Origin of the sequence: Micromonospora sp. NPDC048947, assembly GCF_040649495.1 — a bacterium.
In the GTDB taxonomy this organism is placed as follows: Bacteria; Actinomycetota; Actinomycetes; order Mycobacteriales; family Micromonosporaceae; genus Micromonospora; species Micromonospora alfalfae.
This window is the reverse complement of record NZ_JBEZFO010000001.1, coordinates 699,005-723,010: the sequence shown is the minus strand read 5'-3', so window position 1 is coordinate 723,010 and position 24,006 is coordinate 699,005. Positions and strand designations below refer to the sequence as shown.

The window sequence follows — 24,006 nt, the reverse complement described above, 5'->3', positions numbered from 1 at the left end:
TTCGTCGCACGCCGGTCCCGCCACCATGCCGAACGCTTCCGGAGACTCCCTATGGCAACATTGCCGCGCACGAGACCCAGGAACCGGCGGCTGGTGTCGCGTAACACGGTCGCCGGCTGGTCGTTCATCCTGCCCAACTTCGTCGGCTTCGCCGTGCTCACCCTGCTACCCGTCGTCGTGCTGTTCTACGTGGCCTTCACCAACTGGAACGTCTTCGGGGTGGCCGAGTGGACCGGCACCGCCAACTTCCGGCGCATGTGGAGCGACGCGAGCTTCTGGACCGCTCTGCGCAACACCGTCTACTACACCGTCTTCCACATCCCGCTGACCCTCGGGGCGTCACTCGGGCTGGCGCTGCTGCTCAACCGCAAACTGCGCGGCGTACGGTTTTTCCGCACCGTCGCCTTCTTCCCCTACATCACCTCGATCGTGGCGATCGCGATCGTCTGGAACCAGCTGTTCAGCCCGGAGTACGGCCCGATCAACGCTCTCCTCGGTGCCGTCGGGGTGGACAACGCGCCGGGCTGGACCACGTCGTCGACCTGGTCGATGCCGGCGGTCATCATCGTCGGCACCTGGCGGTACATGGGTTACTACATGCTGCTGTTCCTGGCCGGCCTGCAGACCATCCCGGCCCAGCTCTACGAGGCGGCCGAGACCGACGGCGCCTCACCGTGGCAGCGGTTCGTGCACGTGACCCTCCCCGGGTTACGCCACACCACCTTCTTCGTCACAGTGCTGCTCACCATCGAAAGCTTCAAGGTCTTCGACCTCATCCTCGTGATGACCGGCGGCGGACCGGGCCAGTCGACACTCGTGCTCTCGCAGTACATCTACCAGAAGGGCTTCGAGGAGAACCAGTTCGGCTACGCCTCGGCGGTCTCCATCGTCCTGTTCGCCATCTGCTTCAGCATCACGGTCATTCAGTTCATGGTCAACAAGCGGAGGAACAGCTGATGACCGCTACCGACCTCTCCCTGCCCACCCCGGCCGTCGCCGCGCCCGGCAACCGCAACGCGCCCCGCCGACCGGTCCAGTCCCGGGGCTGGCGGCTCGTCGGGTACGCCGCCCTCGTGCTCGCGGCGGCCGGGCTGCTACTGCCGTTCTACTGGATGGTGGTGGCGTCGTTGAAGACCAACAGCGACGTCTTCACCATCCCGATCACCTGGCTCCCCGATCCCGTGGTGTGGCGGAACTACCTCGACATCTGGCAGCGCTCGGACATGACGACCTGGTTGGGAAACACGCTGCTGCTGTCGGTGGTCGTCAGCCTCCTCCAGGTGGTGACCGGCAGTTTCGCCGCCTACGGCTTCGCCCGGGTGCGCTTTCCCGGCCGCAACGCGCTCTTCCTGGCGTACGTCGGGACGATCGCGGTGCCCTGGCAGTCGTACATGATTCCGCAGTTCATCCTCATGTCGAAGTTGCAGTTGTCGAACACGCTGTGGTCGATCGTCGCGCTCCAGGCGTTCGGCGCGTTCGGCGTGTTCCTGATGAAGCAGTTCTACGAGACGATCCCCGAGGAGCTGAGCGAGTCGGCGCGGGTGGACGGGCTCAGCGAGTTCGGTATCTACCGACGGATCATGCTGCCGCTGTCCCGACCGGCGCTGGCCAGCCTGGCCCTGCTGACGTTCGTGACCACCTGGAACGACTACCTCGGCCCGCTGATCTACCTGCGCAGTCCGGAGCTGCGCACCATCCAGCTGGGGCTCAACACCTTCATCTCCCAGTACAACGCCGAGTACGCGCTGATCATGACGGGCTCCGTGCTGTCTGTGCTGCCCGTCGCTGTCATCTTCCTGCTCGGCCAGCGCTACTTCATCGAGGGCATCGCCACGACCGGACTGAAGGGTTGAGGCCCATGCGTTCGCGCCACAACACCATTGCCGCCGTCTTCGACGGGTTCTATGTCGCGCTCGTCAGCAACCTGCTGCTGGTGCTCGGTTGCCTGCCACTGGTGACGCTCGCGTTCACCACCGAGGCGGCGCGCTCCTGGCCGCTGTACGCGCTGACCGCCCCGCTCTGCGCGCCGGGGCTCTGTGCGGTGTTCGCGGTCATGTCCGCCTATTCGGCCGGCGACACCGGCGGTGTGCTGCGCACCTTCGGCCGCGCCTGGCGAGCCACCGCCCGGCCGGCGATGCTCTGGACGGCGGCAGCCATGGCTGCCCTGGTGGTGCTCGCCGTCGACGCGCGCGCCGCGTGGGGCCACCGGGTCGGGGCACTCGCCCTGCCGGTCCTGGCGACCCTCATCGTCCTCACCGTCGCTACCACGTTGCTGGGGCTGGTGACCGTCGCCGAGCGACCCACCGCGCGGTTGCGTGAGGTGGCCCGCGCCTGCCTGTATCTGGCGGTGCGCCGGTGGTACCTCAGCGCCGTGTCTCTCCTCGTCCTCGTGCTGCTCGCACAGATCCTGGCGGCCCGCCCCGCGATCGCGCTCGGCCTCGCCGCCGCGCCACTGCTCTACGTCGTGTGGGCCAACAGCCGCTTCACCCTGCGCGCCGCCCTCGACCCACCGACGCCCGCACCGCAGAGCGCCTGAGCACCACGTTCCGGCCAGCGAGCCGGGACGCCGATGAGACACCTGCCCGGCACCGGACCGGACCCACGAGGGAGAACAGCATCCATGACGGCGACCGACGTCCGTCCCAGCTCCGACGCAGAGGCCACGGCGGCCGCGGTGGCCGCCGCGATACGTACCGTCGACGCGAACATCACCACCTTCGGCGACCGGTACCCCGCGGACACCACCGACGCCAACCGCTACCCGCTGCGGCCACCGAGCGGAGGCCAGCCCGAGGGCGCCAACGTCGGCTGGACCACCAGCTTCTGGCCCGGCATGCTCTGGCTGGCACACGACCTGACCGGCGACGAACGCCACCTGCGGGCCGCGCTCTCCCACGTGGACAGCTTCGCGGCCCGGATGACCCACGGCATCGACCTGGACACCCACGACCTCGGGTTCCTCTACACGCTCGCCTGCGTCACCCCGGCCCGCCGTACCGGTGACGCGCAGGCCCGAGACGCGGCCCTCGCCGCCGCCGACCACCTGATGACGCGCGTCCTCGAACCCGCCGGAATCATCCAGGCCTGGGGCGATCTGAACGACCCACGCCAACGCGGGCGCACGATCATCGACAGCCTCATGAACACGCCGCTGCTCTTCTGGGCCAGCCAGACCACCGGTGACGACCGCTACGCCGCCGCGGCCCGCCGGCACACCGCTCAGTTGCGCCAGCACATCCTTCGTCCGGACGGCACCACCTTCCACACCTTCTACTGGGACGCGGACAGCGGTGCGCCGCTACGCGGCGAAACCGAACAGGGCCACTCCGACCACTCCTGCTGGGCGCGCGGGCAGGCATGGGGCATCTACGGGTTCAGCCTCAACCACCGGCACATCGGCGACCCGGCGTTGCTCGCCGCCGCGAGGACCTGCGCCGACCGCTTCCTCGCCCACCTGCCCGACGACCACGTCGCGTACTGGGATCTGGAGTTCGGTGACGGCAGCGGTCAGGAGCGGGACAGTTCGGCAGCGGCCATCGCCGCCTGCGGCCTGGTCGAACTGGCAGACGGCCTTACCGACACGGCCAGCGCCGACCGGTACCGGAAGGCCGCCACCGAGATCCTGGGCTCGCTCATCGGCCACTACTCCACCGACGGCCAGCAGGTCTCGAACGCGCTGATCCTGCACGGCGTCTACGACAAGCCCAAGGGCATCGGCGTCGACGAGGGAACCCTCTGGGGCGACTACTTCTACCTGGAAGCCCTCACCCGGGCCACCGTCGCGGGCTGGACCAGCCCCTGGTGACCACCCTGCACCGACCTACTCCGCTCCACCCCGCATCCCGAAAGGTGACCATGGACTACCGCTACCACTGCGCCATTCCCGCCCTCGACGGCCGGAACACGCTGCCCTTCAATCCCTGCCGTCTGCTGGACTTCACACTGCTGCGGCTGTCGGCCGGCGAGTCCTGGACCGGCGAGTCCGGTGACCGGGAGATCCTGGCCGTCGTCCTCGGTGGCACGGCCAGCTTCACCGTCGCCGGCCACCACTTCCCGCAGGTCGGCCAACGAGCGGACGTCTTCTCCGGCAAGCCGCACTCGGTCTACATCCCGGCCGGCTCCCCGGTGACCGTCGAGGCGGTCACCGCCGTGGAGATAGCCCTACCCAGCGCGCCCAGCGAACTGGCCACGGATCCCTACGTCATCGCACCGGAGCAGGTAGCGACCGGCCGCTGGGGAGCGGCCAACTTCGGTCGTACCTACCACCAGATTCTCACCGAGATCTCCCAGCCGGACCTGCCCGCCCGCCGGCTCATCGTCGGCGAGACCTACACGCCCTCGGGCAACTGGAGCACCTACCCGCCACACCGGCACAAGGTCGACGACCTGCCCGCCGAGGCCGCACACGAGGAGATGTACTACTACCGCGTCAACCCGGCGAACGGGTTCGGCATCAGCCGGGTCTACACCGACGACGGGTACGAGGAGAACGTCACCATCCGTGACCATGTGATGCAGATGATGCCCGAGGGGTACCACACAGTGGTCAGCGCACCCGGCTACACCACCTATTTCCTGTGGTTCCTGGCCGGCACGCAACGCACCCAGGGCGCTCGCGAGGACGTCGACCTCGCCTGGGTGGGCCAGACCGTACCGACCCTGCGGGGCCTGGGCCTGTAGCGACGTCGGTGAGACCCATCGCCAAGTCGTCGTCGTCCGGGGCCTTGACGTGGCTCGACGAGAGCAGCGGGGCGCTCGCCGCCCACCCGCCTGGTCGGGCGGCGGTGCGACGCCGAGCTGACGCCATTGAGAGTGTCAGAAGCTGCTGACCAGCTTCACGAACGCCTCGTCGATCTTGGCGGGATCGGTGGCGTCGAAGGCCTTGCCCGACGACGCCTTGGCGATCCGGTCCAGGGTGGCGAAGTCCGACTCCCTGTCGAAGGCGATGCAGAACACCTTCACCGGACGCTGCGGGTCCAGGGCAACCTCGGCGAGCAACCGGGCCAGGTCGTTGTCCCGGCTGTACTCGTTCTTGCCGTCGGTCAGCACCACTATCGCGTTGATCCGCTCCGGGTCGTACCGGTCGAGTAGTTCTCGATGTGCGGCCCGGACCGTCGCGTAGAGCGCGGTACCGCCCTCGACCGGCAATCCGGCGATCTTGCTGTTGATCCGCTTCTGGTCGAACCCGCCGAGCGGGACCTCCTCCCGATAGGGGCTCTTCGGCCGCTGCTGCGTCTCCGAGGAAAACGACCAGAGCCCCACCCGGTCTTCGGTGTTGAGCAGCGCGAGGCCCTTGCCCGCCGCCGCCGAGGCCACCTGGAAACGGGTACGGGTGCCGACCTTCGCCAGCATCGACCCGGAGGTGTCCAGGGCGATCAGGATGTTGGCCTTCTTGCGGAGCGTGCGCCAGCCGTCCAGCATCGCGCCGACCACCTCCGGGTCCGGCGGTTCGAAGTAGCTCAACCCACCGCTGGGTTCGGCGCCGACGCTGGCGAGCAACTCCGCCGAGGCGCGGCGCTCATGGTCCCGGAAGCCGAGGCGGGCAAACCTCTCCTGTTGGGTGTCCTCGGTCAGGAACTTCTGGAAGTCGGTTGCCGCCGCGCGTTGCCGCTCGTCGGCGGACGGCAGCACGACGAACGGGTGGTCCAGGTTGAACGTGCCCTCCTTCGGATGGACGGCGACCAGCGGGACGTTCGGCCGGCGGCCCCGCTCCTGCCCTTCCTGCCGAGGGCTCAGCGCACCCGTGTTGTAGAGGTCCACGAGCTCCTCCTGCAGGACGATGGCACTCATGTCGTCGGTGCTGCCCGCCCCGCCGGCCAGGTCCGCCTCGGCGAGGCTGCGCAGCAGGTCCACCGAGTCGTCGCTGTAGTGCGACACGTTGGCCTCGATCCGGCGGACGAACTGGGTGACCGCCGGGTCGGCCAGGTCGGACCGGGTCAGGTCGCTGGCCCGTTGCACCGCCGCGTAGTAGGTGGCGATGGTCGCCGCCAACCCGGAAGTGGACAGGTTCGGGTTGTCCTTGCCGAACGTGAAGCGGCCCCACTCCGGCTTGCCGAAGTCCGCCCACCCGTCCCGCCCGGACAGGCCCAGGATCTCTCCCCAGCCCAGCGACCCGCGCTTGCGGAGCAGCTCGGCCTTGGGCTGCGGCATCGCGATCACCAGCGGGCTGTTGGCGATCGACGGGTAGCGGTCGGGAGTCTGCAACTCCCGGCCGGCGGCCTCGTCGAGCAGCCGGAGCTGGCCGGTCCACAGGCTCGACGTCGGCAGCCAGACCTGTGGTTGCGGCAGGCCGGTGTGCGTCCAGCCGGTGGCCAGCGCCTCGGTGGCCTTGCCCGAGTTCAACGCGCTGACGTGCACCCGGGCGCAGCCGCCGCCCTCGATCGACCGGTCGCCGCGGTTGTACGTCTCGGCCAGGTCGACCAGCAGCGCCGCCTTCTCCGTCGAGGAGTTGACCTGGAGGATGACGGCGCAGTCGTTGCCCGCTTCGCGCTGTCGGACGAACACGAACGCCCCGGCGATGACCAGCAGCCCGGCGGTGACGGCGGCGGTGTACGGCAACCACTGCCGGGCACGCGTAGCGGGTAGGGCCATCGGGACGTCCTCCTCGGCGGGCGGCTGGTGGCAGTCAACCTATCGATGCGGCGCCAGTCGGGGAGCCCGACCCCGGCGCACCGGTCACCCGTGCTCGGACCGGCTCCCGAGGGCCGTCGCGACCAGCAACCGAACCAGGTAGACCACGACGAAGGCGGCCCCACCGACAGCGGCGGACGGGCCGAGCGCGCTCGACGCGACGTAGCCGGCGGCGGCGCCGACCGAACCGAGGAAGAGCGCTGTCGAGATGCCCCAGGCGTCGACGGCCTCACGACGCAGCCGCCGCAACGCGCCGCCGCCTCCCGTACCGACGCCGGGCTCGGACACCGGAAGGTGCGCCGACCGGGTCGGCCGGGCCTGGGTCGGCACCTGCGGCTGCGTCCCGCCCGGTTGCGGCGCCGTCGGCGTGACCTGGGGGAGCGGATGGTCCGGTGTGGGCGCGCCAGCGGTCTCGTTGCCGACCTCCAGCAGGCTCTCCCGACGTAGCGGCTCGGTGACCCTGCCGTCCTGCCGAAGCAGCCGCACCAGCACGCGCTCGGCAGCCGGCCGGTCCGCCGGATCCTTGGCCAGGCACTCCCGGATCAGCTCGTCCAGAACGGGGGGCATCGCCGGCAGGTCAGGCGGATCATGCAGCACCCGGTGCATCACGGCGAAGAGTGAATCGGTGCCGAAGGGCGGCCGACCACCGGCGGCGAAGGCGATCGTGGCCGCCCAGGCGAAGACGTCACAGGGTGGACCGATCGCGTCGTCGCGGAACCGCTCCGGCGCCATGTACGCGGTGGTCCCCATGACCCGGCTGGACGCCGTCTCGGTGTTGCCCAACGCCCGGGCGATACCGAAGTCGATCACCCGAGGACCGTCCTCACCGAGCACCACGTTGTCCGGCTTCAGATCGCAGTGCACCACTCCGGCACTGTGGATCGCGGCGAGTGCCGTGACGGTGCCGACCGCGAGCCGGTGCAGGGCGTTACCGGTCACCGGACCACGCTCGCGGACGTGCCGGTGCAGGGTCAGGCCCTCGATGAACTCACTGACCACGTAGGGCCGCTCGCCGTCCACCTCCGCGAAGAGCACCTGCGCGGTGCAGAACGGCGCGACCCGCCGGGCGGCGGCGATCTCCTTCACGAACTGCGACCGCGCCCGTGGATCACTCAGATCGACGTTGACCATCTTGACGGCGACCCGGTCACCGGCGTCGTCCTCACCGAGATAGACGACCCCCTGCCCACCCGCGCCCAGCCGGCCGAGCAGCCGGTACGGGCCGGCAGCGACCGGGTCGTGCGTCCACAGTTTCGCCAACCCTGGCACCGGCGGGCCGGCCAGCTCTGACATCCCGACTCCATCAGTGTCGTTCCCGGCCACCGGCGGCGCAGGACACGGCCATCGTGCCATGTCCGCCGCCAGCGACCGAGGACGTGCTGCCGTGCGCAGTCCCGCCAGGCGCCGGAGTCGTCGTAGGTGGCGTACAGCTCGGCCCTGGTGCCCACCGGCCCTCGCCGGCCCGGCTGTCCGTGCGAAGACGGTGGCGTTCACCGGCTCAGGCGGCGGATGACCAGCAGAGCAATGTCGTCGTTTGGACGCTCCTCCGCTGTGGTGCTCATGACGTGGTCGCACAACTCCTCGGCGGGCCCGGACTGCACGGCGTCGGCGAGGCGCTCGATGCCAGTGTCGATCAGTTCGCTGCGACGTTCGACCAGGCCGTCGGTGTAGAGGACGAGCGCCGCGCCCGGCGGTAGGTCGAGAACTGTGGTGCGGCGACTGGTCGATGGTCGACCCACGCCGAGTGGCCGGTCCACCGGCAGGTTGACAGGCTGGGTGGGCCGGCCGGGGACAGCCAGCAGTGGTGGCAGATGGCCTGCGGAGGAGAGGTGCACTCTCGCGCGGTCGGGTGCGATCAGGGCGTAGACGGCGGTGGTGAGGGTGCCTGCCTCGAAGTGGTGGATCTTGCGGTCGAGGGAGGTCAGCGCCACCGCGGGATCATCGGAATCGAGCGCGTAGGCGCGCAGTGCGCTGCGGATCCGCCCCATGACGACGGCGGATGGCAGCCCGTGGCCGGAGACATCACCGATGACGGCGCCCAGCCAGCCCGAGGGCAACGTGAACACGTCGTACCAGTCGCCGCCGATGCCCAGGTCGTGGCCGGGCACGTACCGGGCGGCCAGGTCCAGGCCGGGGATGTCGGGTAGCCGGCCGGGCAGCAGGCTGTGTTGCAGAGCCAACGCTGCCTGCCGGTCGAGGACCTGCGCGCGGGCCTGACCCGCCAAGCTGGCACGGTCGGCAACGAGCTGTAACAGCTGCACGTCGTCAGGGCCGAACCGACGCAGGGCCAGGGAGCCGACGTGCAGCACGCCGACGAGGTTGCCGTTGACGAGCATGGGCACGCCCAGGAGGGCACGGATCCCGGTGGCGAGCAGGATGGGATTGACCACGTCGTCGGGCCTGACGTTGTAGATCGTGACAGGCGCGCGGGTGGCTGCCACCCGTCCGGCGAACCCACGTCCGACCCGGATGCGGAAACCGCGGCGTACCTCCTCCTCCAGGCCCTTGGCCGCTGTCGCGACAAGCTCGCCGGTGTGGTCGTCCAGCAGCAGGATGGTGGCGGTATCGACCTTGAGTAGGTCCCGGACCCGTTCAAGCAGTTCGTCGAGCAACTCGGCGATGTTCAGCCCCGACAGGGCGGCATCGGTGATCGCCTCGATACGTCGCAGCCGTTCCTCGTTCGTCACCACCTCGGCATCGGCCACCCAGGCAGCCTAGACGCCGGCACGCCGCCGACGGGACATCAGGCGCGAGATCAACGGTGTCGTGCCTCCGACGTGGGGTACCTTCCCCTGTCACATTGCTGCAATGGTCGCCTGGTGAACCCGTTCCGGGAAGCTACCCATCCCCATGCCACCGGCAAGGTCACCGGCTCCACGTCCGACAGGGAGGGGAATCGATGGTGAACCCACCGCCCGACCACCATGCCCCCACCGTCAGGAGACCCCTGCTCTCGACGTCGTTCACCCTCGCCGACCTCAATCGCGTCCGACACGAGGTCGAGGCACTCAGTCGCGGGTGCGGCCTCGACCCCGACGAGGTGCAGAACTGGGTCATCGCCGTCAACGAACTGATGATCAATGTGATTCGGCACGGGGGCGGCGGAGGTGGCCTGCGCCTGCTCCTGGACGGTCAGCTCACCTGTGAGGTCACCGACCAGGGGCGGGGCTTCAACACCGCTCGCTACTTCCCGTGCGCCGAGCGACCGCCCCTGTCCGACACCGGAGGAATGGGCCTGTGGGTGGTCGGGCAGATGGCCGACTACCTCCTCGTCGACAGCGGATCCGCGGGTACCACCATCCGCATCGCGGCACGCACCGGCGGTACTCCCGGATAGCAGCCGCCGGCACGGCCCCGGATTGACCGGGAAGGGGCGGCACGCCGTGTTTGACAGGGCGCCAAATGGCACCGATCGGTGCTCCATCGTGGAACCAGAGCGGGTGTACGGTCGCCGCATGACGGTGCTGCAGGAGTTTGTCGCCGCTCTTTCCAACGGCCGGATCCAGGTTGTCGACCTCACCGCTCCGCTCTCCGACCAGACCCCGATCCTGGGTCTGCCCGAGCAGTTCGGCCAGACCTGGCCGTTTCAGCTCAGCGAGATCAGCCGGTACGACGACAGAGGTCCGGCCTGGTATTGGAACAACTTCTCCACCGGCGAGCACACCGGCACCCACTTCGACGCCCCGGTGCACTGGGTCACCGGTCAACAGGGCGTGGACGTGTCGCAGGTCCCGGTGCGCCAGTTGATCGCCCCGGCGGTGGTGATCGACCACGCCGCCGACGCCGCCGACAATCCTGACTTCCTGCTCGAGGTCGAGCACGTCAAGGCATGGGAGGCGGAACATGGCGCCCTGCCCAGCGGTGGCTGGCTGCTCTACCGCACCGGCTGGGACGCGTACGGCGACGACCCGCAGCGGTACGCCAACGCCGGGCGTACCCCGGGCATCTCCGTGGAGTGCGCCCGCTGGCTGGCCGAGGAGTCGCCGATCCTGGGCGTCGGGGTGGAGACGGTCGGGACCGACGCGGGGGCAGCGCACTCGTTCGACCCGCCGTTCCCGTGCCACTCGTTCCTGCTCGGCCAGGACAAGTACGGCCTGACCCAGCTCCGTAACCTCGCGCAGTTGCCGGCGACCGGCGCGGTGGTGATCGCCGGGCCGCTGCCGATCGTCTCCGGGTCGGGCAGCCCGTGCCGGGTCCTCGCGCTTGTCGAACGGTAGGCCGACAACCGATGCGGGTAGCCGAGGTGGTCGGGCGGGTCCTCTACGGACACGGCGCACGGCACGTCTTCGGGGTGGTCGGCAGTGGCAACTTCCATGTCACGAACGCGCTCGTCGCGGCCGGCGCCCGGTTCGTGGCAGCAGCGCACGAGGGCGGCGCGGCGAGCATGGCCGACGGGTACGCCCGCACCGCCGGAACTGTCGGACTGCTCTCGGTGCACCAGGGCCCAGGCGTCACCAACGCGCTGACCGGCCTCACCGAGGCCGCGAAGAGCCGTACCCCGATCGTGGTCCTGGCCCCGGAGGCGACCGCGCCGCGGTCGAACTTCTTCATCGACCTGCCGGCGCTCGCCGCCGCGGTCGGGGCCGACTTCCACCGGGTACGCGCGACGCACGCGGCCGAGGACACGGGCGCGGCGTACCGGGCCGCCGCCCGGGGCGCGACGGTGGTGCTGGGCCTTCCGTTGGAGGTGCAGCAAGCCGTGACCGAACCGTGGTCCGGCCCGGTCCCCGCGGCCGCGCCGGCCCCGGCAAGCGCCCCGCACGTCGAGCCGTTGCTGGCCGCGCTCCAGGCCGCACGTCGACCGGTCTTCATCGCCGGTCGGGGCGCCCGGTCGGCCCGGGAACCGCTGATCCGCCTCGCCGACGAGTGCGGCGCGCTGCTCGCGGTCTCGGCCGCGGCGAAGGGACTGTTCACGGGCAGCCCGTGGAACCTCGACGTGGCCGGCGGTTTCGCCACCCCGCTGGCCGCCGAGCTGATCGGCACGGCGGACCTGGTCGTCGCCTGGGGCAGCACGCTGAACATGTGGACCACCCGGCACGGCGAACTGATTCCGCCCGCCGCCGTCGTCGTCCAGGTCGACCACGACTCGGCCGCGTTCGGCGTGAACCGCCCGGTCGACCTGACAGTGGCCGGCGAGGTGTCGGCGGTCGCCGAGGCGCTGCTCGCCCGGCTGAGCGTCGGCACCACCGGGGCCGGGGACGCCACCACCGGCCTGTGGCGTACGCCGGACTTGGCACAACGGATCCGCGACCACGGCCGCTGGCGGGCCGTGCCGTACCGGGACGAGAGCGAATCGGCGCGGGCCGGAACCCCGGCGACGATCGACCCGAGGACGCTCTCGACCGCCCTGAACGACCTGCTGCCGGTCGACCGCACGGTGGTGGTCGACTCCGGCAACTTCATGGGCTACCCGTCGATGTGGATCGACGTGCCGGACGTGACCGGATTCTGCTTCACCCAGGCGTTCCAGTCGGTCGGGCTCGGTCTGGCCACTGCGCTCGGCGCGGCGGTCGCCCGGCCGGACCGGCTCACCGTCGCCGCGCTCGGCGACGGTGGCTTCGTCATGTCCGCGACCGAACTGGTCACCGCCGTCCGGCTCGCGCTACCCCTGCTCGTGGTGATCTATGACGACGCGGCGTACGGGGCCGAGGTGCACCACTTCGGCCCGGACGGGCACCCGTTGGAGACGGTCACCTTCCCCGAGACCGACCTGGCCGCGATCGCCAGTGGTTACGGCTGTGACGGGTTGACCGTCCGGACCGTCGACGACCTCGAACCGGTACGCCACTGGCTCGCTGGTCCCCGTACCCGGCCGCTGGTGATCGACGCCAAGGTCAGCGCCGCGCGCGGCTCCTGGTGGTTGGAGGAGGCGTTCCGGGGACATTAGGCCACCGCCGTACGTGGGGCAGGCCTGCCCTCGGGCGTCAGCCGGCAACGCCCGGTCAGGTCGGTGACAGGGCGTCATGGCTGACGTACGTTGGCGCTGTGGCGACTCTCTGGACCCTCGGATGCGATGCCGACGATCCCCAGCGGATCGCCGCCTTCTGGGCCTCGGCCCTCGGCTATGTCAAGGAACCCGGTTTCGATGGTCCCGACAACGCGTCCATCGTCGATCCGGACGGTCAGGGCCCTGCCATCAGCTTCCTCAAGGTCCCCGAGGGCAAATCCGCCAAGAACCGTATGCACATCGACGTCCGGGTGGCCGGTCCGGGCTCCGGGGACATGGCCGAGCGCGCCCGGTTGATCCGGCAGAGAGTGCCCCATCTGGTTGCCGCGGGCGCGACTGTGGTCCGCGAGGAGTGGTACGGCGACGTCCTCGGTCACGTCGTCATGCTCGACCCGGAGGGCAACGAGTTCTGCGTCGCCTGATGCCATGATCACTGCCGGGGGTGGCGCTGCGGCCGGCCGACCGGGGCAGCACCGGCCTGACCGTTTGCTGGCGGAGCCGGAGGGTAGTGGGAATTCATGACCACGCCTGAGCAGAGTCAGCAGGAGAGAGACCTCGAGACCGGCGCTGTGTATCAGGACGCCGAGGGACGCCGAACGACGGATCCAGGCTCCGGGGCCGCCCACGCCGACAGCGAGGCCGATCGCAACGCCGAGCACCTGAGGCGGGGAGAGGTTGGGCCGCGCGTCCCGGAGGAGTAGCGGGTCCGGCTGTGCGGGAGCTGAACTACCGGCCCGCCCGGAATACCCGGGGCATCAGTCGGCGACGACGAGCGCCTGGGGCGCGGCGGCCTTCATTCGGGTACGAAGCCACTTGAGTTGGATCGCGGTTTCTCCCTCGCAGCGTCGCACGACAGCGAGCAGTTCTTCATCGCGAGCACCGTAGGCGGCCTGGCCGACGACGGTCCAGGTGATGTCGCACTCGGCGGCCATCAGGTAGAGGTCCTGGAGGTCCCGGAGGAGGCCGATGCCGCCGGTGCGGGTGCCGGTGAACAGCTGCGAGTGCAGCCGGTCGGGTTCGTCGGGGGCGTCCTCGGAGTAGCGGACCACGAACGGGTGCAACTGTTCGGCGTGGGCGTCGCAGCGCTTCGCCTGCTGCTGGCAGAGGTGCTCGATGTCCGGTTCCTCAGCGTGCGCGTCGGCGACCTGCCGGAACGCGTCCGCCAGGTTGACCTGCGCGCGGTGCAGTAGACCGAGGTAGTGGGCGAGGTGCACGGCTCACTCCTTCCCGCTGGTGGCCTCGGCTGCCGGCCCACCGACGGTGGGCGGCACGTCAGCGTCCGCTGGCGGTGCGCTGCCGCCGACGGTCGGCGCCGGCGAGGGTACGCCCCGCCCGTCGGCGAGTTTCGTCACCGCGACGGCGGCGACCTTGAAGAGGGGCTGCTTGGACACCGGGTCCCAGGCGGTGATGGTCAGCTCGTTCGCCGCTCGCGGGGTGCGGTCGGCGGGGTCCTGGTCGAAGTAGCCGTAGTGGAACGGCAGGAAGACGACGCCGGGGCGGATGCCGCAGAGCCGGGCGCGGGCTTGGATGGCGCCGCGCGCCGAGGAGACGCCGACCAGGTCGCCCTCGACGATGCCGAGCCGGGCCGCGTCGGCGGGGTTGAGCTCCACCCACACGTCCGGTGCCGCCTGGTTGAGCTGTGGGGCACGGCCGGTCTTGGTGCGGGTGTGGAAGTGGTAGACGGTGCGGCCGGTGGTGAGCAGCAGCGGATGCTCGTCGTCGGGCACCTCGGGTGAGGGCTGGTAGTCGACGGTGTGCAGGAAGGCCCGGCCGTCCGGTTCCTTGGCCCGGTACTCCGCCTCGGTGAACTCCGCGCCGGTGGCCAGGTCCTGGCCGTACGTCTCGCAGTAGTCGGGGTCGGTGTGGAACTGTCCGTCGGTGTAGAGGCGCTCCGTGCCGTCGGGGTGCTCGTCAGTGCAGGGCCACTGGATGCCGGAGCCGCCGCGCAGCTTCTCGTAGGTGATGCCTGTGTAGTCGCACGGCCGACCCCGCGAACACTCCTTCCACGCCTCGAACACCTCCTCCGGCCCGCTCCAGTCGATCAGCGGCTGGCCGTCGCGGTCGCGGAAGTCCATCCGGTGGGCGAAGTCGAGAAAGATGTCCAGGTCCGGACGGGCCTCCCCGGGCGGGTCGACTGCCTTGTCGGAGATGTGCACGGTCCGGTCGACGCTGGTGAACGTGCCGGTCTTCTCGCCCCAGGTGGCGGCGGGCAGCACGACATCGGCCAACTCGGCGGTCTCGGTGAGGAAGAGGTCCTGGACCACCACGAACAGCTCCGGCCTGGTCAGGATCTGCCGGATCCGGTGCAGCTCCGGCAGCGAGACGGCCGGGTTCGTGGCGGAGATCCAGAGCAGTTTGATCGAGCCCTGCTCGGCGTACCGGAAGATCTGCATGGCATGCGTCGGCGGCGCCCAGTGCGGAATGGTGTCCACGTCCACGTTCCACAGCCGGGCCAACTCCTCGACGTGCCGCTCGTTGTCCCAGTTACGCAGGCCGGGCAGGTCGCCGTCGGCGCCGGTCTCCCTGTTGTTCTGGGCGGTGGGCTGGCCGTTCATCTGGTAGATCCCGGCGCCGGGCCGACCGATCATGCCGCGAACCAGGTGCAGGTTGTTGACGGCGCAGGCGGCGGCGGTGGCCTGGTTCGACTGGTAGAAGCCCTGCAACACGGTCGACAGCAACCGTTGCGAGGTGCCGAGCAGTTCGGCGGCGCGCTCCACGTCGGCGGCCGGCACGTCGCAGATGTCAGCGACCCGCGACGGGGGGTAGCCGTCGACGATCCGACGCAGCTCCTCGAAACCCACCGTGTGCCCGTCGACGTACTCATGGTCGTACCAGCCGCGCCGGATGATTTCCCGGAGCAGGCCGTTCATCAGGGCCACGTTGGTGCCGTTACGCACCGCCAGGTGCAGATCGGCCTCCCGAGCGACCGGGGTTGCGCGCGGGTCCACCGCCAGCATCGCCGGGGGGTTGGGGCCACGGCGTCGGTCCAGCATCCGCATCCACAGCACCGTCTGCGTCTCGGCGACGTTGTGACCCCACAGCGCGATCGCGTCGCAGTGGTCCACGTCCGTGTACGAGCCGGGCTGCCCGTCGGTGCCGAAGCTCGCTTTCATCGACGCCGCCGCGGTGGCGGTGCACAGCCGGGTGTTGCCGTCCATGTGCGGCGTGCCCAGACCGGCCTTACCGATCACAGCAAGCGTGTAGTACTCCTCCAGGAACAGTTGCCCACTGGTGTAGAAGCCGAAGTGCCCCCACCCACCCGGCCCGTCGAGGAGTTCCTTCGACCGGGCCACGATCCGGCCCATCGCCGTGTCCCAGTCTGTCTCGACCAGGCGGCCGCCGTCGCGGACCAGCGGTCGGGTCAATCGGTCCGAGCTGTGGTTGGCCTGCCAGCCGTACAGGTCCTTCGGGTCGACCCGACCCCTGTTGATCCGGTCCACGGCCCGTCCGCGTACCCCGACGATCCGTCCGTCGGCGACCGCGATGTCCAGCGCGTCGCCGTTGGAGTGCAGCACCGACGCCGACTGCACCCACCGGTCCACGTCGGTATCGGTCCGGCCGTCGGCCAGGTACCGATCCACCCGCACCGGCCACTGCTGTCCCGGCCCGTACGGGGTCCGCTCACCCCACGGGTCGGCGATCCGGTCCACCACGATGTCCTCCTTCCGGGCTCACGATCAGTGTCGTCGCACCCGCCGGGGCGTGCGACGCCTTCAGCATGTGCCCTACCCGCGGTCGGCGGACCGAACCGGACAGGCAGCACCTCTTCGAGGATCCGCACCCCGTCGCTGCCGGGATCGAGACCCCGCCGCCGTTCTCGAATGGTGTCAGCGGCGAACGTCGTGGGTACGGTGTTTCGCGGGTCAAGACATGCGCCCAGGTCCGCCGCCCGCGTCTCGTTGCCGCGGGAGGGTCCGACTCACCGATGCACCAGATCGGGAGGCGTCATGTCGATCCTCGAACAACCCACCCGGCAGCACGCTCAACCCACTCGGCGTCACGCTCAGCCCGCCAAGCCGATCATGACGCTCGACCTGCACAACGACCGGAATGCGCCAATGATCACCGTTTCCGGCGAGGTCGACATGAGCACCGCGCATCTCATCAGCGAGCTGGCCGAACACGTGATCACAGGGCGACCCGCACATCTGGTGCTCGATCTCTCCGGGGTGACCTTCTTCAGCGCCCACGGCATCAGCGCTCTGCTGCGGACACAGCGCGCCGCCGAGTCTGCCGAGGTCACGTTGGCCCTGCGCGCCACCGCTCCGTGCGTCACCTACCTGCTGGCAGTGACCGGCACCGGGATAGACCTGGACCTGCCGGCGACAGACGCGAGTCGGTGATCAGGTACGCCGGCCGTGACAGTCTCCGCCGGCCCGCCGCCTGACGGCCACGCGCCGCCCGGGAAAGGACCCGAGCGGCGCGTCTCCGACAAGGCGGGCGTTGCCTGGTGTGGTACTAGGCGCGCCTGGCCCACTGCTGGTTGGCGCCACCGTGGCAGGCCCAGAGGTGAAGCTGCGTCCCGTTGGCCGTTCCGGATGCGACGGCGTCGAGGCACAGCCCTGACTGGGCGCTGGTGATGGTGCCGTTGGAGTTCAGGTTCCACTGTTGGTTGGCTTGGCCGTTGCAGTCCCAGATGAGGACCGCTGTGCCGTTGCTGCTGCCCGCTCCGCTGGCGTCCAGGCACTTGTTGCCGTAGACGGTCAGGGTGCGGTTGGCGGTGTGGGTCCAACGCTGGTTGGTGCCACCGTGACAGTCCCACAGCTGCGGGCGGGCGCCGTTGCTGGTGCTGGAGTTGGGGATGTCGATGCACCGGCCGGACTGGCTACCCACGATCAGCACGTTCTGCTGGCTGGGCGGCGGGGTCGTCGGCGGGGGAGTGGTGGGCGGCACGTCCGACCCGAACTGGGTGAAGAACCGCCACACCTCCTGCTTGACCCAGCTCCGCGCGCCGCTCTCACAGCCGGCACACCCGTCCACCGGACCCTGCTGGTGGCCGCCGTCGAAGGCTGCCCAGAGCACCGGGTACCCGGGCTGGCAGGAGTACGCGGTGGTGATGTGGGTGCGGCTGCCGGCCGCCGGTTCGGGTGGGTTCTGCGCGGCGCATCCGTTGTTGCGGACGAACCTGTCGCGCAGCGATCGTCCGCTGGGGATGTTGTCGTTGATGCCGTGGATGCCCAGGTATGCCACGGGCTGGGTGCCGCCGCTGCATCCGCTGATGGCGCCCGGTGCCGCGATTGCCGCGACCGCCCGGAACACCGTCGGCCGGGAACACGCCAACGAGTAGCTCATCGCGCCGCCGTAGCTGAACCCGACCGAGAAGCGTTGTGTGGTGTCGACGCAGAGCGCGTTGTCGATCACGCGGATCATGTCGTCGGTGAAGGTGACGTCTTCACCGTTGGAGTTGCCCCAGCCGTTGTTGAGGCCCTGCGGGGCGACGAAGATGGTGCTGTTGTTCGCCTGTGACTGCATGCCGTAGTAGGCCCACGCGGCTCCGTCGGTTCCGCCCGAGGCGACCTGACTGGCGGTGCCGCCCAACCAGTGGAACCCGAAGGCCAGCCGGTGGGCGTAGGTGTTGTTGTAGTTGTCCGGCAGCCGAAGGATGAAGCTGCGGCTCTTCCCGCTGCTCTGGATGGTGTGGGTGCCGCTGTTCAGTCCGGGTGCCTTACCGCAGCCGGCTGTGGTGGCCGCGGACGCCGGTGTGACGGTCGTGAGGACGTACATTCCGACGGCGATCAGGACCAGCACCGCCATGGCTGCCCCCAGCCAGGGGGCGGAGAGTTTGCGAAGTGGCACGGCCGAGCCTCCTTGTGGGTGGGCGAACATCCGTTGGACCGGTCCCCTCCCCGGGAACCTCATCGGGCTCAACTCCGGCTCCAGCGTTGGTTGGCCGCGCCGGTGCAGTCCCAGATCTGGACGCGGGTGCCGTTGGCGGTGCCGTTGCCGACCATGTCCAGGCACCGGCCTGAACCAACTCCGGTGATCGAGCCGTCGGCGTTGAGCCGCCACTTCTGGTTGGACTGGCCGTTGCAGTCCCAGATGATCACCAAGCTGCCGTTCGCGGTGCCGGCGCCGTTGACGTCGAGGCACTTGCCGCCGAAGACGCGCAGTTCCTGAGCGGCGGTCGAGGTCCAGCTCTGGTTGCTCTGACCGTGGCAGTCCCAGATGATCGCCGCAGCGCCGTTGGTCTGTGAGGCGCCGTTGACGTCGAGGCACCGTCCGGAGGACGTGCTGCGCAGGGCCGACGTGCCGCTCGGTGGCGGGGTCGTCGGCGGCGGGGTGGTCGGCGGCGTCGTGGGATCGGTGCTACCGAACTGGGTGAAGAACCTCCACACCTCGCCCTTGGTCCAGGTCCTGGCGCCGCTGTCTCCGCCGCCGTCCACCGGGCCGGGGGTGTGCCCGCCGTCGAAGGCGGCCCAGACCACCGGATAGCCGGAACGGCAGCCGGAGTAGGTGGTGGTGATGTGGGTCAGGCTGCCCGCCCTCGGCTCGGGTGGGTTCTGTGCGGTGCACCCGTTGTTCCGCACGAACGTGTCACGCAGGGACCGCCCGGCGGAGACGTTGAGCACCGGGTCCCCGATGCCGTGGATCCCCATGTACGCGACCGGCTGGTTGCCGCCGCTGCACCCGCTGAGCTGCCCGCCGGAGTAGACAGCGACAGCGCGGAAGACGGTTGGCCGGGAACAGGCCAGCGAGTAGCTCATGCCGCCGCCGTAGCTGAAGCCGAGCGCGAAGCGCTGTGTGGTGTCGACGCAGAGGTCCGCTTCGATCAGGCTGATCATGTTGTCGACGAAGGTGACGTCCTGGCCGCCGGGGTTGGCCCAGCCGTTGCCGTTGCCCTGGGGGGCGACGAAGATCGTGCTGTTGTTCGCCTGCTGCCGCAGCCCGTAGTAGGACCAGGCCGCACCGTCGGAACCGCCGCCGTCGACGTCGTTGGCGGTGCCACCGTTCCAGTGGAATCCGAAGATCAACCGATAGGCGTGGTTCCTGTCGTAGTTGTCAGGAATCCTCAGGATGAAACTACGGTTCTGGCCGCCGCTCTGGATGGACCGTTGGCCGCTGGTCAGCGTGGGCGCCTTGCCGCACCCGGCGGTCGCCGCGGCCGCTCCGATGTTCGCGGCCGACGCGGTGGTGTTCAGACCACCGGCCAGCGCCCCCGCGCTCACTGTCACGACGACGGCCGCCGCCGTCGCAAGCAGTCCAAGGATGGGTCTACGTCTTGTCATGAAGGGGCTCCCGCCACTCGGCACGAACTTCTTGAAAGGGGTCCATGGCAACCCGCACGCCGCCACGACGCGCCGCTGCAGGTCACACCCATCGACCACGTTGGCCGCGGACGAACCCCAGAAGACGCGATGTGCCGACGGCGCCCCGGCCGGCTGTCGACACAGGTCTGGCACAGGTTTGCGCCACTGGTCTAGCCGCCCACGCAGGACCAGCCGCTCCTCGAATCGATGGTGGCCACACCGTGCGCCCGAACACCACGTGACCGTTCGCCCGACGGTGCCGGAGCACCTGGCTCGGCGTCGAATCGATTCGCTCCGACGCTAGGTCTCGCAGTGAAATATGTCAATGCCGTGTCCGGCGGGTTGCGACCCGGTCGAGCCGGTCAGGCCCTCTTGAGGTCTGCCGCACCGAAGGAGACCGCGAACCGCTTGCACCAGATGGAGACGCTTCGAAAGTCGCCCGGCTTCACCGACGCCGGTAGCTCGTACACCTGGTTGCCCTTGTTGCCCTTGAGCTTCGCCAGCTCGACCCACACGCCGTCGTCGAACACCCGCCAGCCGGCCGTGCCCCGGATGACCGGTTGGTCGGTCAACCACACCCGCAGGTCCGGGCCGTTCGACGTGTTCAGGTCTCGGATGACGAGCTGGTGGTGCCCGTCGGCGAGCCGGTGAATCTCGGCACTTCCGGTCGTCCGGTGCTCATGGGTGACGAACTCGCCGGCCGTCAGGATCTCGTTCGCCGCCGGGGTGACCGCCGAGGTCGTCGCGGGGGCCGGCGTCGAGGACTCCGCCGTAGCGGACGCCGGGATCGGGGCGGCCGATGCCGTTCCTGCGCCGGGAATCGCTTCGTCCACGTAGGTGTCGGTGAACAGCTTCCACGGCTGGAACCAGTAGAGGGCCAGCATCGCCACGACGACAGCGGCGGCGAGACCCGTTCGGACCACCGGCGACCGGAACATCCGTTTTCTCACCCCCGCAGCGTACGGCCGCAGTCGCTGTCGAACTGTTCGCGAACCCTTTCCGAACTCTTACGACGCTCACCGCTCGGTATCTGCCAGCGCCTGTCCGCACGGGCAGGTTCCCTGGTCCTCGGGCAACGTCTTCACCGCGTCGGCGAGCAGGAGACGCAGGCGATCGATGTTCCGGGCGAAGACCGTGAACACCTCCTGCTGGGTCACGCCCTGACCGACCTCGACCCCCGAGTCGAGGTCGGTCACCAGGGACAACGCGGTGTAACACAGTGCCAGTTCGCGGGCCAACACCGCCTCCGGGTGGCCGGTCATGCCGACGACCGACCAGCCCTGCCGGCCGTACCACAACGATTCGGCACGGGTGGAGAATCGGGGCCCTTCGATGACGACCATGGTGCCGCCGTCGACCGGCTGCCAACCGGCCGACCGAGCGGCGTCGAGGACCGTGGCCCGTCCGACCGGACAGTAGGGGTCGGCGAAGGGCACGTGAATCACCTGTGGGGGTTTCCCGTCCGCGCGTGGCTGCCCATCGTGGTAGGTCTGCTCCCTGCCGCTGGTCCGGTCGACCAGTTGGTCCGGTACGACCAGGGTCCCCGGGCCCAGATCCGGTCGCAGGCCGCCCACGGCGCCCGGTGCGAGCACCTGGCGGACGCCGAGTGCGCGTAGTGCCCACAGGTTGGCCCGGTAGTTGATGCGGTGTGGGGGAAGGGTGTGTCGACGTCCGTGGCGGGGCAGGAACACCACCGGCCGCCCGGCGACACTTCCGACGGACAGCGCGTCGCTCGGCGGCCCGTACGGTGTGTCGACGGTGACCTCGGTGACGTCGTCGAGGAACTCGTAGAACCCCGATCCGCCGATCACGGCGACCGGCGCGCCATCGGGTGGGCTGATCTCTCCTGCTGACATGGATGCCCCTCCTGAGCGACGAGTAGGGAACGCGTGGAGCGAATTCACCGACGGTCGGTGCGTCGGTCGAGCGTGGCGGCGACGACCAGGACGACAACGATCGCGGCCCAGAGGACAGCCAGCCCGACAGCGAGCCCCAGCGGGTAGTCGCGGTCCGGTAGGCCCGGGTTCGGAGGCGCCGAGGGTGGTCGCCACAGCAGGGGCACGGCGATCAGCAGCAACGTGGCGCTGGCCATCAGACCGGCGACGATCCAGGCCAGACGTAACCGGTTCGTCACCAGTCGACCCAGCGCCAACCCGACCAGTCCGACCAGCGGTGCCACCAGGACGTCGTGCAGCACCGGGCCGCCGATCAGCCACGGCAGGGCGGTGCCGAGCTGAGGCAGGAGCAACCAACAGCCGTACGCGGTGGCCGTGGCGCCGACCACGAGCAGGAGCAGTCGGGTGACTCTCACCGCAGCACCTCCAGCCGGGCCACCCACTTGGTCTGCAGGACCCCAGGCCGGCTCGGCGCGATGAGTCGGCAGGGGTAACCGTGGTCGGGCGACAGCTCCTCGCCGTTGATCCGCAGCGCGAGCAGGGTCAGCGGGTCCCGGGCATGGGCCGCGGGGAGTGTGCTCGCCGCGTACAGGCCGTCGGTTTCCAGTGAGGTGACTCGAACCGGTCGGCCGGTCGGTGCGCCGGCCCAGCGGAGCAACTGCACGACGGGCACGCCGGTCCAGTGGGCCGAGGCGCTCCAGCCCTCGACACAGGCGATCGGCAGTTCCGCTGTGCGTTGCGGCAGGGCCGCGAGGTCGGCCAGGGACAGGCTGTTCCGCCCGCCCGACCAGACGATCTCCAGCCGCCAGTCCGGGGGAACGGAGATGTGCGCGGCAGCCGCCGTACGGTTGATCGGTACGCCCTGCGGCCCGGACGCGGAACGCCACGCCAGCGGCGACACCCGACGTAGCCACGGCACTGTGACCCCGGCGGTGGCCAGCACGGCGATGCCGGCGACGCCCGCCGAGGTACGGAGGAACGCCCGTCGCTCGGACGAGTCCCGATCGTCAGGCCCCGGTGTCGCAGCCGGCGCCGCTCCGCTGCGTCGCAGTGGCGTGCTCAGCGCCGCGCGGGCGACGGGGAGCTTCACCGCGACGTGCAGCAGCAGCGCGCCCACCACCAGCCAGGCGACCGCGTAGTGCGCCGTCGGAAAGAAGAACCCCCACGGGTACGACTGGGCGACGTTGAACAGGCCCGTGACCAGTTCGAAGAACGCCGCGCAGACCAGCACCAGGACGGAGATCCGTTCGAGGGCGTGGGCGGACAACCGGATCGGCTGACGCGCTGGCGGACGGACAAACAGCCGGGGGTAGACGCTCCACAGCTTGGCCAGCAGCAACGGGATCGCCGCGACACCGGAGAGCACGTGGACGCCCTGGGTGATCCGGTACAGGTTCACCGGTCGGGTCGGCCAGGTGAACCAGCCCGGCGGGTGCTGGATGTAGTGACTGAGCAGCCCGGTGCCGAAACACAGCCCGAACGCCACAGCGAGCCAGAGACCGAGCCGGGCGGTGACCAGTGGTGAGTGCGAGGGCGCGGTGAAGTCCTCGGGCACGGGGACGCGTGGCCGGCGGATCATGGACGCGCCAACTCGGCGAACCAGCGTGGACCGAACCGGAAACGGTCGACGACCCGCAGGCCGGCAGCGGCGGCGGCACTGGACACCGCCTCCGCTCCGACCCGCGCCCAGCGGAACACCGACCCGCGCAGTTCCCGATCGCCGGACGACCCGGACACCACGTACGCCTGTCCCTGCCAGAGCCCGGCCCCCGGGGGTTCCACCTCGACCAGCAGCGTTCCGTCGGCCGCGATCAGGGTGCCGCACCGGCGCAGCAGGCGGACCGGGTCGCCACCGATGCCGATGTTGCCGTCGATGAGCAGGGCGTGCGCCCACCTCCCCTCGCCGGGAAGGGGTTCGAAGACGTCGCGTCGCAGGGCGATGACCCCCCGGTCCTGGGTCAGACGTACCGCCTCGGCGGAGATGTCCACCCCCAGTGCGACGAGGCCGCGCTGGGCGAGTGCCCTGGTCAGCCGGCCGGGGCCGCAACCGAGGTCGATTGTGGGCCCGGTGCAGCGTGCGGCGACGGACTCGATCGCCGGTTCGGGCGGGCCGTGCCAGCGCCGTACCGGCAACAGGTCACGTCGCCCGTCGGTGTGCACCAGCCAATGGTCGGGTTGGGTCGCGGGCCTCGGGCGGCCGACCGGCGTGGCGTAGGCGTCAGGGTCTGCGGACCACCCGCCGAGTCTGCCCAGCACCACGGCGAAACCGTCGAGACTGATGGCCGAA

General features: G+C 69.9%; 22 protein-coding genes. 10 read left to right on the top strand and 12 right to left on the bottom strand.

Annotated features, from left to right (window positions below; translation table 11 throughout):
* The first annotated feature begins 93 nt into the window (after nucleotides 1-93).
* The 5 genes from AB0B98_RS03210 to iolB all read left to right on the top strand — a co-directional run bounded on the left by AB0B98_RS03210 (nucleotide 94) and on the right by iolB (nucleotide 4,680).
* Nucleotides 94-957, top strand: coding sequence for a sugar ABC transporter permease (locus AB0B98_RS03210; RefSeq protein WP_238667967.1), 864 nt, complete (start codon nucleotides 94-96; stop codon nucleotides 955-957).
* Nucleotides 957-1,853, top strand: coding sequence for a carbohydrate ABC transporter permease (locus AB0B98_RS03205; RefSeq protein WP_357360490.1), 897 nt, complete (start codon nucleotides 957-959; stop codon nucleotides 1,851-1,853). Before AB0B98_RS03210 ends, AB0B98_RS03205 begins: the two co-directional genes overlap by 1 nt.
* Nucleotides 1,854-1,858: 5 nt before the next feature.
* The gene (locus tag AB0B98_RS03200; RefSeq protein ID WP_238667965.1) at nucleotides 1,859-2,536 is read left to right on the top strand and encodes a hypothetical protein; all 678 of its coding nucleotides are present in this window, start codon (nucleotides 1,859-1,861) and stop codon (nucleotides 2,534-2,536) included.
* An 84-nt stretch (nucleotides 2,537-2,620) separates the two neighbouring features.
* Complete coding sequence (locus AB0B98_RS03195; protein ID WP_357360488.1) at nucleotides 2,621-3,805, top strand: glycoside hydrolase family 88 protein; 1,185 nt, start codon at nucleotides 2,621-2,623, stop codon at nucleotides 3,803-3,805.
* Between the two features lie 50 nt (nucleotides 3,806-3,855).
* Nucleotides 3,856-4,680: a 5-deoxy-glucuronate isomerase gene (iolB, locus tag AB0B98_RS03190; protein ID WP_357360589.1), complete on the top strand. Its 825-nt coding sequence runs from the start codon at nucleotides 3,856-3,858 to the stop codon at nucleotides 4,678-4,680.
* Nucleotides 4,681-4,815: 135 nt separating this feature from the next.
* Here iolB and AB0B98_RS03185 read toward each other — a convergent pair whose 3' ends face one another.
* From AB0B98_RS03185 to AB0B98_RS03175, 3 genes are all read right to left on the bottom strand, one after another.
* On the bottom strand, nucleotides 4,816-6,591 hold the full coding sequence (locus AB0B98_RS03185) for an extracellular solute-binding protein (protein WP_357360486.1): 1,776 nt from the start codon (nucleotides 6,589-6,591) through the stop codon (nucleotides 4,816-4,818).
* 84 nt (nucleotides 6,592-6,675) lie between these two features.
* The gene (locus tag AB0B98_RS03180) at nucleotides 6,676-7,923 is read right to left on the bottom strand and encodes a serine/threonine-protein kinase (protein WP_357360484.1); all 1,248 of its coding nucleotides are present in this window, start codon (nucleotides 7,921-7,923) and stop codon (nucleotides 6,676-6,678) included.
* Nucleotides 7,924-8,120: 197 nt separating this feature from the next.
* A complete protein-coding gene (locus AB0B98_RS03175; RefSeq protein ID WP_357360481.1) occupies nucleotides 8,121-9,335 on the bottom strand; it encodes a GAF domain-containing SpoIIE family protein phosphatase in 1,215 nt (404 codons plus the stop codon).
* A gap of 194 nt (nucleotides 9,336-9,529) precedes the next feature.
* Here AB0B98_RS03175 and AB0B98_RS03170 point away from each other — a divergent pair, with 194 nt between their 5' ends.
* The 4 genes from AB0B98_RS03170 (at nucleotide 9,530) to AB0B98_RS03155 (ending at nucleotide 12,999) form a co-directional block, all read left to right on the top strand.
* Complete coding sequence (locus tag AB0B98_RS03170; protein WP_357360479.1) at nucleotides 9,530-9,967, top strand: ATP-binding protein; 438 nt, start codon at nucleotides 9,530-9,532, stop codon at nucleotides 9,965-9,967.
* 118 nt (nucleotides 9,968-10,085) lie between these two features.
* Nucleotides 10,086-10,847 (top strand): cyclase family protein, encoded by a 762-nt coding sequence (locus AB0B98_RS03165; RefSeq protein WP_357360477.1) that lies wholly within the window; start codon nucleotides 10,086-10,088, stop codon nucleotides 10,845-10,847.
* 11 nt (nucleotides 10,848-10,858) lie between these two features.
* Entirely contained in the window at nucleotides 10,859-12,517 is a 1,659-nt protein-coding gene (locus tag AB0B98_RS03160; RefSeq protein WP_357360475.1) for a thiamine pyrophosphate-binding protein, read from the top strand.
* A 98-nt stretch (nucleotides 12,518-12,615) separates the two neighbouring features.
* The gene (locus AB0B98_RS03155; RefSeq protein WP_357360473.1) at nucleotides 12,616-12,999 is read left to right on the top strand and encodes a VOC family protein; all 384 of its coding nucleotides are present in this window, start codon (nucleotides 12,616-12,618) and stop codon (nucleotides 12,997-12,999) included.
* A gap of 333 nt (nucleotides 13,000-13,332) precedes the next feature.
* On the opposite strand, the gene AB0B98_RS03150 is transcribed toward AB0B98_RS03155, so the two are convergent.
* The gene (locus tag AB0B98_RS03150) at nucleotides 13,333-13,791 is read right to left on the bottom strand and encodes a hypothetical protein (protein ID WP_357360471.1); all 459 of its coding nucleotides are present in this window, start codon (nucleotides 13,789-13,791) and stop codon (nucleotides 13,333-13,335) included.
* A 3-nt stretch (nucleotides 13,792-13,794) separates the two neighbouring features.
* Nucleotides 13,795-16,230 carry a nitrate reductase gene (locus tag AB0B98_RS03145; RefSeq protein WP_357360469.1) on the bottom strand — a complete coding sequence of 812 codons (2,436 nt, stop codon included), beginning with the start codon at nucleotides 16,228-16,230 and terminating at the stop codon, nucleotides 13,795-13,797.
* A gap of 294 nt (nucleotides 16,231-16,524) precedes the next feature.
* On the opposite strand from AB0B98_RS03145, the gene AB0B98_RS03140 reads away from it, so the two are divergent.
* Nucleotides 16,525-16,920, top strand: coding sequence for an STAS domain-containing protein (locus AB0B98_RS03140; RefSeq protein WP_357360467.1), 396 nt, complete (start codon nucleotides 16,525-16,527; stop codon nucleotides 16,918-16,920).
* Nucleotides 16,921-17,035: 115 nt separating this feature from the next.
* Here the strand turns inward: AB0B98_RS03140 and AB0B98_RS03135 are convergent, their stop codons facing one another.
* The 7 genes from AB0B98_RS03135 to AB0B98_RS03105 all read right to left on the bottom strand — a co-directional run bounded on the left by AB0B98_RS03135 (nucleotide 17,036) and on the right by AB0B98_RS03105 (nucleotide 23,882).
* A complete protein-coding gene (locus AB0B98_RS03135) occupies nucleotides 17,036-18,331 on the bottom strand; it encodes an RICIN domain-containing protein (RefSeq protein ID WP_357360587.1) in 1,296 nt (431 codons plus the stop codon).
* 110 nt (nucleotides 18,332-18,441) lie between these two features.
* Nucleotides 18,442-19,803, bottom strand: a complete 1,362-nt coding sequence (locus tag AB0B98_RS03130; protein WP_357360465.1) for a ricin-type beta-trefoil lectin domain protein — start codon at nucleotides 19,801-19,803, stop codon at nucleotides 18,442-18,444.
* A 383-nt stretch (nucleotides 19,804-20,186) separates the two neighbouring features.
* Nucleotides 20,187-20,708: a DM13 domain-containing protein gene (locus AB0B98_RS03125; protein ID WP_357360585.1), complete on the bottom strand. Its 522-nt coding sequence runs from the start codon at nucleotides 20,706-20,708 to the stop codon at nucleotides 20,187-20,189.
* Between the two features lie 132 nt (nucleotides 20,709-20,840).
* Nucleotides 20,841-21,665, bottom strand: a complete 825-nt coding sequence (locus AB0B98_RS03120; RefSeq protein WP_357360582.1) for an S-methyl-5'-thioadenosine phosphorylase — start codon at nucleotides 21,663-21,665, stop codon at nucleotides 20,841-20,843.
* A 59-nt stretch (nucleotides 21,666-21,724) separates the two neighbouring features.
* Nucleotides 21,725-22,135 carry a hypothetical protein gene (locus AB0B98_RS03115; RefSeq protein WP_357360463.1) on the bottom strand — a complete coding sequence of 137 codons (411 nt, stop codon included), beginning with the start codon at nucleotides 22,133-22,135 and terminating at the stop codon, nucleotides 21,725-21,727.
* A complete protein-coding gene (locus tag AB0B98_RS03110) occupies nucleotides 22,132-23,298 on the bottom strand; it encodes a molybdopterin-dependent oxidoreductase (protein WP_357360461.1) in 1,167 nt (388 codons plus the stop codon). The genes AB0B98_RS03115 and AB0B98_RS03110 overlap by 4 nt, the downstream gene beginning before the upstream one ends.
* Nucleotides 23,295-23,882, bottom strand: coding sequence for a class I SAM-dependent methyltransferase (locus AB0B98_RS03105; RefSeq protein ID WP_357360580.1), 588 nt, complete (start codon nucleotides 23,880-23,882; stop codon nucleotides 23,295-23,297). Before AB0B98_RS03105 ends, AB0B98_RS03110 begins: the two co-directional genes overlap by 4 nt.
* Between the last annotated feature and the right edge of the window lie 124 nt (nucleotides 23,883-24,006).